The sequence below is a fragment of the Paenibacillus sp. SORGH_AS_0306 genome (genome assembly GCF_030819345.1).
GTDB lineage: Bacteria > Bacillota > Bacilli > Paenibacillales > Paenibacillaceae > Saccharibacillus > Saccharibacillus kyungheensis.
Genome location: NZ_JAUTBP010000001.1, coordinates 5,196,563 through 5,210,078, shown reverse-complemented (window position 1 = coordinate 5,210,078; position 13,516 = coordinate 5,196,563). Strand labels below are relative to the sequence as shown.

General features: G+C 38.5%; 13 protein-coding genes. 4 read left to right on the top strand and 9 right to left on the bottom strand.

The genetic code is table 11. The features are described from left to right. Nucleotides 1-106 precede the first annotated feature (106 nt). Nucleotides 107-535 carry a GNAT family N-acetyltransferase gene (locus QE450_RS23185; RefSeq protein ID WP_273614771.1) on the bottom strand — a complete coding sequence of 143 codons (429 nt, stop codon included), beginning with the start codon at nucleotides 533-535 and terminating at the stop codon, nucleotides 107-109. Nucleotides 536-1,213: 678 nt separating this feature from the next. Here QE450_RS23185 and QE450_RS23180 point away from each other — a divergent pair. Beyond that, nucleotides 1,214-1,822, top strand: a complete 609-nt coding sequence (locus QE450_RS23180) for a superoxide dismutase (RefSeq protein ID WP_069329434.1) — start codon at nucleotides 1,214-1,216, stop codon at nucleotides 1,820-1,822. A gap of 77 nt (nucleotides 1,823-1,899) precedes the next feature. Here QE450_RS23180 and QE450_RS23175 read toward each other — a convergent pair whose 3' ends face one another. The 4 genes from QE450_RS23175 to acpS form a co-directional block, all read right to left on the bottom strand. Then, on the bottom strand, nucleotides 1,900-2,775 hold the full coding sequence (locus QE450_RS23175) for a DMT family transporter (RefSeq protein ID WP_307302430.1): 876 nt from the start codon (nucleotides 2,773-2,775) through the stop codon (nucleotides 1,900-1,902). A gap of 250 nt (nucleotides 2,776-3,025) precedes the next feature. Beyond that, on the bottom strand, nucleotides 3,026-3,445 hold the full coding sequence (locus tag QE450_RS23170) for an SMI1/KNR4 family protein (protein WP_307302428.1): 420 nt from the start codon (nucleotides 3,443-3,445) through the stop codon (nucleotides 3,026-3,028). A 19-nt stretch (nucleotides 3,446-3,464) separates the two neighbouring features. Next, complete coding sequence (gene mutY / locus QE450_RS23165) at nucleotides 3,465-4,856, bottom strand: A/G-specific adenine glycosylase (protein WP_307302426.1); 1,392 nt, start codon at nucleotides 4,854-4,856, stop codon at nucleotides 3,465-3,467. A gap of 81 nt (nucleotides 4,857-4,937) precedes the next feature. After that, nucleotides 4,938-5,345 (bottom strand): holo-ACP synthase, encoded by a 408-nt coding sequence (gene acpS / locus QE450_RS23160; RefSeq protein WP_273614766.1) that lies wholly within the window; start codon nucleotides 5,343-5,345, stop codon nucleotides 4,938-4,940. 178 nt (nucleotides 5,346-5,523) lie between these two features. Between acpS and QE450_RS23155 the strand changes: the two genes are divergently transcribed. Continuing rightward, nucleotides 5,524-6,354, top strand: a complete 831-nt coding sequence (locus QE450_RS23155; protein WP_273614765.1) for an alpha/beta hydrolase family protein — start codon at nucleotides 5,524-5,526, stop codon at nucleotides 6,352-6,354. A 147-nt stretch (nucleotides 6,355-6,501) separates the two neighbouring features. Here the strand turns inward: QE450_RS23155 and nadE are convergent, their stop codons facing one another. The 3 genes from nadE to QE450_RS23140 all read right to left on the bottom strand — a co-directional run bounded on the left by nadE (nucleotide 6,502) and on the right by QE450_RS23140 (nucleotide 9,693). Then, the gene (nadE, locus tag QE450_RS23150) at nucleotides 6,502-7,311 is read right to left on the bottom strand and encodes an ammonia-dependent NAD(+) synthetase (protein WP_137224941.1); all 810 of its coding nucleotides are present in this window, start codon (nucleotides 7,309-7,311) and stop codon (nucleotides 6,502-6,504) included. A gap of 151 nt (nucleotides 7,312-7,462) precedes the next feature. Next, nucleotides 7,463-7,897 (bottom strand): BrxA/BrxB family bacilliredoxin, encoded by a 435-nt coding sequence (locus tag QE450_RS23145; protein WP_069329441.1) that lies wholly within the window; start codon nucleotides 7,895-7,897, stop codon nucleotides 7,463-7,465. 122 nt (nucleotides 7,898-8,019) lie between these two features. Beyond that, nucleotides 8,020-9,693, bottom strand: coding sequence for a two-component system sensor histidine kinase NtrB (locus QE450_RS23140; RefSeq protein WP_307302419.1), 1,674 nt, complete (start codon nucleotides 9,691-9,693; stop codon nucleotides 8,020-8,022). Between the two features lie 305 nt (nucleotides 9,694-9,998). Here QE450_RS23140 and QE450_RS23135 point away from each other — a divergent pair, with 305 nt between their 5' ends. Next, nucleotides 9,999-11,267: a BaiN/RdsA family NAD(P)/FAD-dependent oxidoreductase gene (locus QE450_RS23135; protein WP_273616222.1), complete on the top strand. Its 1,269-nt coding sequence runs from the start codon at nucleotides 9,999-10,001 to the stop codon at nucleotides 11,265-11,267. An 85-nt stretch (nucleotides 11,268-11,352) separates the two neighbouring features. On the opposite strand, the gene QE450_RS23130 is transcribed toward QE450_RS23135, so the two are convergent. Beyond that, complete coding sequence (locus tag QE450_RS23130; protein WP_307302417.1) at nucleotides 11,353-12,228, bottom strand: glycerophosphodiester phosphodiesterase family protein; 876 nt, start codon at nucleotides 12,226-12,228, stop codon at nucleotides 11,353-11,355. Nucleotides 12,229-12,922: 694 nt separating this feature from the next. Here QE450_RS23130 and QE450_RS23125 point away from each other — a divergent pair. After that, nucleotides 12,923-13,390 carry a MarR family winged helix-turn-helix transcriptional regulator gene (locus tag QE450_RS23125; RefSeq protein ID WP_273614762.1) on the top strand — a complete coding sequence of 156 codons (468 nt, stop codon included), beginning with the start codon at nucleotides 12,923-12,925 and terminating at the stop codon, nucleotides 13,388-13,390. Nucleotides 13,391-13,516 lie beyond the last annotated feature (126 nt).

Genomic DNA, 13,516 nt, shown 5'->3' with positions numbered 1-13,516 from the left:
TACATTTTCCCTAAATATAGAAAAGCACATCTTTATTCCCATCCGTGTTTCGGAGGGCAAGATGTGCTCATATGTGGATATTACATAAAATTCTTCTCTCTAAGCTTTACGCATGAACAGCAACGATACTGAGTTTGTCAAAAGTCTTCAGGACTTTATTTTCTCCATATCCCATTGCTTCGTAAAGTGGTAATACAGCATTGTTGTGCTCATCGCCAGCGACCATAATTCCACTGACATTGCGTTGCTCAAAACGTTGTTCCATAGCTTTGACAAGTGCTGTACCTACACCTCTGCGTCTAACATCAGGATGTACAGCGATGCGGTAATAACAACCAAAATTCCGATCGATTGTACCGATTAACAGACCTACAATTTCTTCGCCTTGTTCCGCTACTACGATTAGCTCGGAATCCCATGATAATTGTGTGGCGAATGGTCCCATCGTGTTCTCGTAACATTCTTCAGATAAAGCTACCTTCAAAAGTTCTGTAACGAGACTCAAATCACTTAATTTAAAGGAACGAACATTCATACTCCAAACTCCCTTTTCATCAGCTTGATTAAGTACACCCTTATAAAAAAACAAAAAGAAGCACACTCGCTTATAGAAGCGATGCGTCCAACAGTAAAGGATTGTATAAAATCCTAATAATGCAAATAGACCAAAAGACAACAAAAAACTGCAAAAATGTGCAGAATATAACCTCACCGATAATTAAACCACATTTTTCGCCAGATTACACCATTTTTCTTTTGAAAGCGCTTAATTACTCTGTATTTCACCTATCGATTCCAACTTAAACATAATTTGGTAATCAAAGAATGTACAAACATATTTATAGATAAACGCTTATAAATATTCATACAAATTATTATCTCTCAAATTCAAGTTATATGCAGCACAAGATCTAGTATACCACTACCTAAGCAACCTAACTATACTTTTTGTCATATTTCGTGTATTTTCGACTCTTTTATAGATCATGATTGTAGGTTAGCAAAATAAAATAAATCGCTCTCAACCCGCGCCACATCAACTTTCTAAACATAAAAGTTGATTTAATCAAAAATATACGGTTTAATAAAGAGTGTAATATGTTTATTTACATAGGGAACGGTTTTTAGCAGTGATCAGTAAGTTGAATTATTTTTTCTTATTCTATCTGCTATCTTTCGTTTCTGAATTCTAAATTCTGGGAGGTATTTTACAATGGCATTCGAATTACCAGCATTACCGTACCCTAACAACGCTCTGGAACCACACATCGACGAACAAACGATGATGATTCACCATGACCGTCATCACAACACATATGTAACTAGTCTGAATACCGCTTTGGAAAGTGCTCCTGAATTGCAAAGCAAAAGCTTGGAAGAATTGATCAGCAACCTGGACAGCGTACCTGAAGGTATTCGTACAGCAGTTCGTAACCACGGTGGCGGACATTACAACCACAGTCTTTTCTGGGAAATTATCGGACCTGACGCTGGCGGCGCACCTACTGGTGATATCGCAGCAGCAATCGATAGCGAACTAGGTGGCTTTGAGAAATTCAAAGAAGACTTCGCTAAAGCAGCAACTACTCGTTTTGGTAGCGGTTGGGCTTGGCTAGTTGTTAAAGATGGCAAATTGGCAGTAACAAGTACTCCTAACCAAGATAGCCCGGTTATGGAAGGTGCTACTCCATTGCTTGGTATTGATGTATGGGAACATGCATACTACCTTAAATATCAAAACAAACGCCCTGACTACATTGCAGCTTTCTGGAATGTAATCAACTGGGATGCAGTTAACAAACGTTACGCTGCTGCAAAATAAGAATTTATCTTTTGACAATATAAGCATTTCAAAAAAAGACCTCTTGATTAGTATTAATCAATGAGGTCTTTTTTGATTTATATAATTTTCTTCTGCTTTTGAATACCGTTCATTAAAATAATACCTGCCAAAATCACCAGCAATCCTATAATCGTTCCTACTGTTATCTGTTCATTTAATAAAAATACGCCCCATAAAATACCGAATAATGGCACTAAGAACGTCACACTCACCGTTTTGGTCGGGCCTACACGTTCTACTAGATAAAAGTATAATAAATATCCTATCGAAGTTGATAATACCGCCAATCCCAATACCGCTAGTATCACGGTCAAAGAAATAGGCGCTGTCGGTACACTAACTGCGCTAAACGGAATCAAAATAAGCCCTGCACTCAATTGCTGTCCAATTGATAAAGCAAGCGGAGGTGTACTGGTAAAAGTACGCTTAGTATAGACTCCACCAATACCATAAAATAAAGCCGCCATTAACGAAGCTCCAATAGATAACCAGACTTCTACTGTAAATGGAACTGAACTCCAACCCATCAGAATACATACACCTGTAAGCCCGACTAGAATACCAATTACTTTGCGAACTGATAACAATTCACCGAGCCAAAATCGAGCAACAATTGCTGTAAATAAAGGTGTAGTTGCATTCAAGATCGCTGTTAATGACGCATTGAGATGAATTGCTGAATACGCGATCAAGACAAATGGAATCAATGCATTCAGTAACCCTAACAGCAGATATGATTTCCACTGGCTTTTGAAATGAGGAAGTTTGCGTACTATTAGTGCATAGATTAGCAATACGATCCCTGCAATCAATACCCGTAGATCAATAAGCCAGATCGGTCCTAATACAGGAGCCGCTACACGAATAAATAAAAAGGATGCTCCCCATAGTGCACCCAATAACAGTAAAGCACCTAACTCTTTGGGATTCATAATCTTGCGCCTCCATCTTCTCCAAAATATCACTTATCTCTCTGAGCACTATGTATTTCTTTTTCTACTTTTTACTCTTTGATAGAGAGATGTCTTTTTACTATAAAAGATCACTCATGATAAAACTTTCAATTTATTGCTATTCTATTCACAACAAAGATAGCGTACATATAGCCACTATATAGCCACTATATTGTACGCTATCTTTTGTTGTTATATGGATAGTCTACTCAATTCCTAATCATCAAGCTTAATAATAAGGCAGATCGTCTAGCAAATCGGTAAATGAATCTCGGCATGGAATAATCGATTCCTCTTCCTCTAGCCAGACAACAACTTCTCCATAGTGTTGAGGCACTATTCGTAACAAAAAGCTATTTCCTCCGGGATCCGAAGCAAATGGAATACAGACTTCCTGCAATATATCCCACGCATACTGCATATCGATCATCGATTGCTCAATCGTTAGTGAACCATGTGTAATCGGCATAAATCCATGAATCAACGGAGCATATTCTTCCCCATCTATAAATAACGTTTCTAAATAACCACCATTATGTTGTAGATAAAAGTCTTTGAATGACTCGGGTAACGGATATTCTATCTTTTGAGCAAAAGTCTGCCATTCTTGCTCGGTTAACGATTGTTCACTTTCCTCTAACGATATCATGGCTATACCGCTCCTTTTTTTACTTGGCAAAATGCTGTTGCAGAATTTTGAGGAATAGATTAGGAAAAGCGTAATTTTTCATATCTTCTGCGCTAATCCAGCGATAGTCATAAGCAAAAGCTTCTCCAACTAAAGTACTTGGAACCGCTTGATACACTTCAGGATGCTCAGCAACCGCATCTTGATGCTCTACAATCAATGTATCATCCAGCTGAAGTTGTTCTTTGATCTTCTGTAAGCTACCCGGTGTAGAACCTGATAATTTGAGTTCTAATGTCGCTTGTTCATATTCCAATGGATCGATATCTTTCAAAGCTCCTTGAGACGCTTCTAACGGCTGTGTCATAGAACTTGTATCATTCTCTATATCTTGTGAATATTGCCCTGTAGCCTGCACTCCAGCTTCATGACAGCGGAATACACGCATCGTCCAATGGATATGGCTGAATGTATGCTCTTCGGTAATCCATGGTTCTAACGGTTGAATATCTACGCCTTCATTATGAATACCATTAGTCAAACGCTTCATCGCTTCTGCATCTGGCAAATCTGCACCTGCGCCTGCTTTTTTGGAATCGTCAGCAAGAATATGAGGCAATTCCCACATCCGTGCAAGTAATCCGGTAGCCGGGCGTTGGCGAATCAATACCTGACCTGCACGTTCGCCTGTACCTTCGATCAGAGCAAGCAAACGATGTTCAGGACGTGGTGGTTTGGATTTGGTTTTGATCGGCAAAATAAGTTCCATACCATTCATTCGACCTTCGCAATGCTTCATAACCGGACAGGTTAGACAGCCAGGTGATTTGGGCGTACATACCATAGCACCCAGTTCCATTAATGCCTGATTGAAATCAGAAGCACGTCCACGTGGAATTAACTCTTTGGCTAACACTTCCATTTTGACTCTGGTTGGCCCTTTGGCAATATCATCTTCCAAGCAGAAATATCTCGATAATACACGCATTACATTTCCATCAACTGCTGGAACAGGCACACCGTAAGCAATACTAAGTACTGCACCTGCTGTATAAGGCCCTATTCCTTTGAGTGCAGATATTTCTTCTGGTGTATTCGGTACAATGCCTTCATGACGCTCTACTACTTGTTGCGCTGCTGCTTGTAGATTGCGTGCACGCGAGTAATAACCGAGTCCTTCCCAGCTTTTGAGCACTTCTTCTTCCGGTGCAGTTGCTAATGCTTCTACTGTCGAGAATTTTTCAACAAAGCGAGTAAAATAAGGAATAACCGTATCGACACGCGTCTGTTGTAACATAATTTCAGATATCCAGATATGGTAAGGGTTACGGCTTCGTCTCCATGGTAAATCACGCTTATGCTCGTCATACCATACTAACAATTCACGACTAAAATACGTTTTGGCTTCTTGCTGTAATGCTAGATTAGACATAATACTCTCCTTCAGTGATCGAATATCTTTTCGACCGGATATGATGTAGAATCGTGTTGTTCATCTGATGCAATATATTATTTAATGTATAAATTCTATTTTTTCAATCACCGCAAACGCAGAAGCAAGTTCTGTCTGATGAGAAATACTTACATGCATCTGGTAATATTCAGCTTGATATTGCAATCCTAATCGCTCCCATGCTTGAGCTGATAAGGTTACAGTAGGCTTGCCTGAAGCATCCGGTACAATCTCGATATCAATAAAACTCAATATTGCGCCAATTCCACAGCCGAATGCTTTAGAAATAGCTTCTTTAAGAGCAAACCGACCAGCTACAAATTCATATAATTTGGCTCCTTTGGTCTGAGCAATCTCACGTTCAGCCGGTGTGAGAATACGATCGATAAATCTTTGCCCGTGTGAGCCACTCATAATCGTAGTCACCCGTTTGATTTCAAGAACATCGTGTCCTATACCATAAATCAAAATACGTACCTCCTGCACATTCTAATTTCGCATACTTCTATTGTACCATTGCTCACACTTTGACTGCCAAGCACTACTGTAAGATATTTTGCGAATACCAATCATTTTTAATCTATAGAGGTCGCGCTTTGAGTATCAAGCACTTTGGGTAAGTAGTATTTAGAAGGAGGTAATGATGATGTCTAATTCATTTACAATCCCCGGAGCAGACGGGGCAGTCATTCGTTGTACTCGCTACCCTGCTAAACATGAAGTACGAGCAGTGATAATTATCGCTCATGGTTATAAAGGATTCAAAGATTGGGGTATGTTCCCTTATGTTGCTCAGCAATTAAGCAGTATCGGCGATGTGATTACATTTAACTTTTCACATAACGGTATTGGCGAACAGCCAGAAGAATTTACCGAGCTTGAATTATTTGCTCATAATACGTATGGTTTTGAACTGGAAGATTTATCGAACGTGACGAATTATATAAAAGAACAACCTGAATATCAAGAATTACCACTATTTGTGCTAGGGCATAGTCGTGGAGGTGGAACCAGCCTTATTCATGCACTGGATCATCCAGATCAGATTGCAGGTGTATTATCATGGAATGGGATTAGCGATCTACCTAGCCTGTTCACTACAGAACAGAAAAAAGAAATGGTGACGACCGGCAGAAGCTATATTACGAATGCACGCACAGGTCAGCAGATGCCTCTGGATCGTAGCATTATTGATGATATCGAGCAACATCGTGAACAATACGATCTACTTCATCGTATCACTGAAGCGGCTTTGCCGATTATGCTCGTGCAAGGCACAGAAGATCATCCGCATCTTCTTGAAGGATCACAAGCTTTATTGAATGCCAATCCTTCGATTAATTATGTTGCTATTGAAGGTGGCAACCATATGTTTAATACGGTTCATCCTTTTGTTGATTCTTCTCCTCAACTGGATCAAGCCATCGAAGCAAGCAGTACATTTATTCGTAGCGTGATCGGTAGTCGTTTGGATTAATCTATATGAAACATCTGTATTTTCTATAATAAATCAAAATATAAACAGCGCTCTTTCAACCTTTTGCTACGGTTAAAAGAACGCTGTTTTCGTGTGTATAAAAAAATTCGTAATTATGTTCGGGCTTGATAGTGTACCAATAGTGATTTAGATACCTGGAATCGGATCACGTTTGTGTGCAGTGCGTTTGTAATAACTTTCAAGACGCTCTGCTGCTACTGGGTCTATTGTTTTGCCTTCTAGATAGTCACTGTTATCGTTATACGTAATACCTAATTCGTCTTCATCTGTCTGATCTTCCCATAATCCAGCAGAAGGAGCTTTATCCAGAATCGATTGTGGAACAGCCATATGTGTAGCTAACTGACGAACTTGACGTTTGTTTAGTGTACTTAGCGGCGTAATATCTACAGCGCCATCACCATATTTAGTGAAAAAGCCTGTGATTGCTTCAGAAGCATGATCGGTTCCTACTACTAGCAAATTCAATTCATTTGCCAGTGCATATTGAGTGACCATACGTGTTCTTGCTTTGATATTTCCTTTAGCTTGCGGAGTGATTGGATCTTGGATATCGATACTAGGCAATACTTTATTCACTAGATCTGTAATCGCATCTACACCACTTTGTACATCAGTTTCAACAGTATGCTCAAGCTTGAATGCTTCAGCAACTGCATAACTATCAGCGATATCCGATTGTTGTCCATAAGGTTGATATACACCAAGTGTCATGTATTTTTTACCTGTAGACTCGCTCAGTTCATCAGTCGCTTGTTTGCACAGACCCGCCGCAACAGCACTGTCAATCCCACCACTAATCGCAATCAGTAGACCTTGTGTACCTGATTTTTGAATATAGGATTTGAGAAAATCAACACGCTTGCGAATCTCTGCATCCGGTTCAATCGTTGGTTGAACGCGTAAATCATCAATAATTTGCTGTTGTATACTCATCTTCATTTCCACTCCTTTATTTATTCTGTACTACATGTTTACCCATTCCATTCTATTCATATCAGCGAAAAAAAACAAACGTCCCACAATTTTCAGCTTTGCCGAAAAAAGCAGGACATTTGATGATGTTTATATAAACCATGCGGTTAGATTACAGGCAATATTTTTCAAATGCATCATTCAATGCATAAGCAATATCTTCTGCCGAGTTGTTTTCAATCTGGTGACGCTCGATAAAGTGGACTAATTCTCCATCTTTCATCAAAGCAATCGAAGGCGAAGACGGTGGGAACGGTGCGAAATATTCGCGTGCTTTGGCTGTTGCTTCTTTATCTTGTCCTGCAAATACCGTATACAAATGATCCGGTTTCAATTCATTTTGTAGGGCTTGAGCAACGCCTGGACGACATTGACCTGCTGCGCATCCGCATACTGAGTTCACGACAACCAGTGTTGTTCCTTTTTGATCAGGAAGATGTGCTTCTACTTCTTCTGGAGTACGAAGCTCCGTAATACCTAGTGTAGTAAGTTCATCCCGCATCGGTTGAACCATATCTCTCATATATTGATCAAAAGACATTGACATTGTTATTCACTCCTTACTTTTAATAAGCGTTAAGTTATATTATACAGTCATGTGTGATGAAAGCAAGAGACAGAATCGAATACTTGTTAAGACAATACTGTAAAGAAAGTTTTAAATAGGCTTTAATCGATCTGATCGTATGCAGAATCAAATGTAACGATAAAGGTTGTTTTGATTCCTTGTTGCGATTCCACCTGAATCCGTCCATGATGACGTTCGACAATACTCAAGCACAGCGATAATCCCAGACCAGTCCCTTTTGATTTGGTAGTATAAAAAGGCTCAAATAACTTTTCTAGCTTATCTGGAGAAATACCTGGCCCTGTGTCTTGAATACTCATTGTGACTTCATTGCCGTTACTGTGAGTCTCTATCGTTAACTCACCTTTATCCTCCATCGCTTCCATCCCATTACGTGCTAAATTCAGAATCAGTTGCTTGATTTCTTTTGAATTCAAATTCAATTCCGGAATATTAGCACCCTGTACGAATACAATACTTTGTCCGCGTAGATTCGCATCTGCCCATAATAACGGAAGCAACTCTTCTATAATAGAATGTAAATGAATCCGTTGCTTCTCTACTACACGATTTTGGGCTAATGATAAAAAATCGTTAATAATACTATTCGCTCGATCCAGTTCATCCATCACAATCACATAATAATGATCTAGAGAAGGTGGGCTCTTTTCTTGCATTAACTGTAAAAAGCCTCGCACGACCGCCATAGGATTGCGAATTTCATGTGTGATACTAGCCGCCATTTTGCCGACTAGACTTAATTGTTCTACATGGTTCAGTTCATTGCGTAATTGCTCGATCTCCGTTGTATCCTGACTCAATATCACCACACCGGATAACTCTTCTGAAGGCGTAAATAGTGGTACAATATTGACATAAAATGAACCATACCCTAGACGAAGTAATTTGTTAATCGTTTCTTGTCCGGATTGAGCTGCCTTGATTAGTATAATGATCTCGTACAGACCTGGTGTAATATCTTCTTTTTTTAAATCTGTAAGATGTAAACCAATCGCAGACTCTAATGTAAGATCAGGAATTGAACGTTTTATCAATTGCAGAGCACTTGCATTAATAGCTGTGATTCGTCCATCTTCATCTAAAGATGTAATAATTAAAGGAGCTACATTCATAATCTGACGTAACTTTTCAGCTTCAGTAATAAATTTATTCGATAAACGAAGCATTTGTCGGTTCAATTGCTTCTTCTCTATAATACGTTCAATCGCTTGCACGCAATAATCGCCTGCACCCAATGCTGCTACAACAATCATTACAACAATAATCCACAGTTGCGTGTTCATCGGTAATGTATTTTCACTCAATGTTGAAATTATCATAGATAATACAGCGCTTAACAAAATCAATATGGCGACAAATAAGCGTTTTACTTTTAAAGTAGCTGTACGAAAACGTAAAGAAAGAATACAGATAAATGGAAACAATAATAATCCGGTATCAATCAGTAATCCTGTCCAGCTCCAACGATGGTTAAACAAAAAGTACATAATAATACCCAGACCTAGCAATACCATCCCTCGAAGAGGCCCTATATACATCACTCCTACAATCAATGAAACAACGCCCATATGAAGAGCGTACGGAGATGCACTATATATTGAGAAAAACCAACAGATCATTATACTGATGGCGAAAGAAAACACGACAACAGGAGAATACCCACGCCATGCTAATCGCCCATTATGCAAGGAATCGTAACCACTGCGTTCAATTACTCCCAAAAAGAAAAAAACAGCAGATCCTACAGCCAACATTTGCAGCAGAATTTCCTTGACGACAATGATAATGACGTGTCCCTCCTCTACAACTGTCCTATTTCGATTAAAGTATATCAGATACCATATTACAATATATAGTACCTTACTCTAAGATTTTGAAATCCTATACTCAATACCCTTGATGTCTACTATTATAAACAATAGTGCTACGTTAATTATTTTTGAATACTATTTATGAATTGTGCCCCTTTCCTACACCCATTAGTGGTATATTGAAAAAGAACGATTCTTTTAGATTCAAAGGGTCGATTCCTATTTTTAATACAAAGGAAAGATATATGTTGATATACGATATTATAGTTATTGGTGGCGGTTCAGCCGGGTTGATGGCAAGCGTCGCAGCAAGTGAAGATGGTGCTCGGGTATTACTGGTTGATAAAGGAAATAAATTAGGACGCAAACTCGGTATTTCTGGTGGTGGACGTTGTAATGTCACTAACGCTAAAGAAATCGACGACTTGATCAAATACATTCCGGGTAACGGACGTTTTTTATACAGTGCTCTCGCTAATTTTAGCAACCGTGATATTATGAGTTTTTTTGAAAATATGGGTATTCAGCTTAAAGAAGAAGATAACGGCAGAATGTTTCCCGTATCTGACAAAGCCAAAACTGTTGTTGATGCTCTGGTCAACAAAGTTCGTTCGCAAGGAGTCGATATTCGCACCAATAGCCCTGTTGATGAAGTTCTCTATGATCAAGGGCAAGTGGTTGGCGTACGGCTTCGTTCTGGTGAAGTATTTAAAAGTAAAGCAGTTATTATTGCAGTCGGCGGTAAGTCTGTCCCTCAGACCGGTTCTGAAGGCGATGGTTATGCCTGGGCAGAACAAGCAGGTCATACAATTACTGACCTCTATCCTACTGAAGTTCCGATGACTTCACCAGAACCTTTTATTCAGAGCAAAGAATTACAAGGATTATCTTTACGTGATATCGGCTTAACCGTCTGGAATCCGAAGGGCAAAAAGCTGATCTATCATGATGGAGATATGATATTTACCCATTTCGGGATATCTGGCCCTACCGCTCTAAGATGTAGTCAATATGTGGTCAAAGCACTCAAAAAGTTCCCGGTAACTTCGATTATGGTGACACTGGATTTATTTCCTGCTAAATCGGTAGATGAAGTATATCAAGAAACATTGGCTTTAGCAGAGACCGATTCCAAAAAAGCGATCAAAAATGTGCTCAAAGGCTATCTACCCGAGCGGATGATTCCTATTATTTTGAGCAAATCAGGATTAGCTGACGATATTACGTTCTATAATATTCCGCGTCAATTATGGTTGGAGATGGCTAAATTAATCAAAGCATTTCCAATCGCTATGCATGGTACACTATCGATCAAAGAAGCTTTTGTAACAGGTGGCGGTGTCAATCTAAAAGAAGTTGATCCCAAAACGATGGAATCCAAACTGATGAATGGGCTATATTTTTGCGGTGAAGTGCTAGATATCCACGGCTATACCGGTGGATATAATATTACCGCTGCTTTTACAACAGGTTATAACGCAGGCAAAAGTGCAGCGCTTCAAGCTAGCTTTGTATAATCATTATATACTGCATTTGTAGATACACAAAAAGAAGCTTTTCCTATCATCAGGGAAAGCTTCTTTTCGATATTACGATAGCTATCTATTCATTCAGATAAGCATACAATCCTTCGGGATCATCCGTCTGAATCATATTAACACCGCGACCAATATGCCAACCCCATCCTTCGGATACATCTACTCTCGAAATAATATCGGAATGCCCGCCACAGATCGAATCCCACATCGTATTCGTCCAAATTCGGCAACCATTTTGCTTGATTCGTTCTAGTACTTCTATAGAGATACGCTCATACTCTTCATATTCAAAGCAAATCTCAAACGCTTGCGGATGTACCATAGCACAAATATAATCAATCTCATTAACCATCTCAGGGTTAGAATCATCAAGAATCTGCATATACAATGGTTGTTCTATTTTATTGTTTAGAAATGCGTGTACTTCTTCTGGACTGGCTGTGCTTTTGAATAATGCTTGCGATACAGTACCTGTACGTTGTAACACTTCATACACTTGTTCCCGATAATCCCAACATTTATCCAAATTAATCATCACTTTATTTTTGGTCAAAATTAAAATTTCTTCTAATGTAGGAATACTGTAATTGGTTAAAGGTTGATTGGCTCCACCTTGATACCGACGTAAGCGTAATTCGCGTAACTGTCGAAAAGTCATTTCACGAATAGTACCTGTTCCATTGGTCATTCGATCTACAGTCTCATCATGCATCAAAATTAAGACACCGTCTGATGTCTGTTGAACATCGATCTCTATCATATCTGCTCCAGCTACGATTGAATATTGAATCGCTGCTAATGAATTTTCAGGCGCTTGCTTCCAATTTCCTCGATGCACCGTCATCATCACACGACCATTATGATCCCAAAAACTAGACAAAATCTCTGTTAACGAAGATTCGAAAGGTTGTTTTCTCGGCGTAGCTGTATGATTTCCCATTTATTATCATTCCTCTATTGTTTTATTCGGTATGATGAATTATATCTGATCAAAATTGATGTCTGCGTTATAACTGATCTTTATACTGTAATCAATAAGAGTCAAAATCAGTAGATAATTGATCTCTTTTTGTGTAAATTCATTTTTTTGATTATAAACAGCTTATACACAAATTAGTACCAGATATTAAGGTTTTACACACAAGTTATCAACAGGTTGTGAACAGATTGAGGATAGATTTTAGTAAAATAATTCCGCACTATACATCGAAAAATATAATTATGCAGATAAAATAGGGGATAGATTGTGGAAAACTGCTTATTATCGCCTTTTTTCTATATATTCAATTGCTATTTTGTATAAATCGTCCGTAAATAACTCAAAACATTATTTATACACATAGTTATCAACAGTATTTATCCACTTATACACAGTTAACACACAGCAAACAATTCACTAAAAAATCACTTTTTATGTAAAAAGGTTGTTTCAAAAATCGTTATCCACAATTTATACCATCATTGTTCGTTTGATTGGAATTTAATATTTAAATTTAATATTTAAAAAGTCTACCATTGTGACAAATCGCATGTTTTTTCAAAAAAATTACACGTAAAATAGACTTATATCCAATCCATTAATTCATTTGATGAATATATTCCACATTAAAATGCCTAGAAAGGGTGAATTTATCATGATTAATATGTCCATGAATGATACTGAACAATCGATGCATCTTTACCGCGTTTTTGCTAAAGCTTTTAAAAGTTTGAGTGAACATGCTGTAGCAGGAAGCAAAATTGAAGGCTTCAACTCTACTGCTTTTGCTGTAATGGAAGTTCTTTATTTTAAAAGCGCCCAACCGATCCAACAAATTGGTGCTAAATTATTACTACAAAGTGGTAATGTTACTTATGTGATCGACAAGTTAGAACACAGCGGTTTGTTACGTCGTCATCCTTGCCCTACCGATCGTCGCGTGATCTATGCTGAATTGACTGATGTAGGACGCGCTGTAATGGATGATATTTATCCAAAATACGAAGAACGTTTGAACTATGCGCTAAGCGGTCTGAATTTCCAAGAGAAAGAACAAATGATTTTCTTACTTAAAAAATTAGGTATGGAAGCAGAACGTTTGTCTCCTGCTATGCGTAAATAAGTAGCTTGTACGTTAGCGTACGAATTGCAAAAAGGATCATTCCCTATTTTCTCCATCTTGTTTTAGGAGAGAATGCGAAATGATCCTTTTTTGGGTTTTGTTTTTGGAAATGGGGGAGGGTGAGGG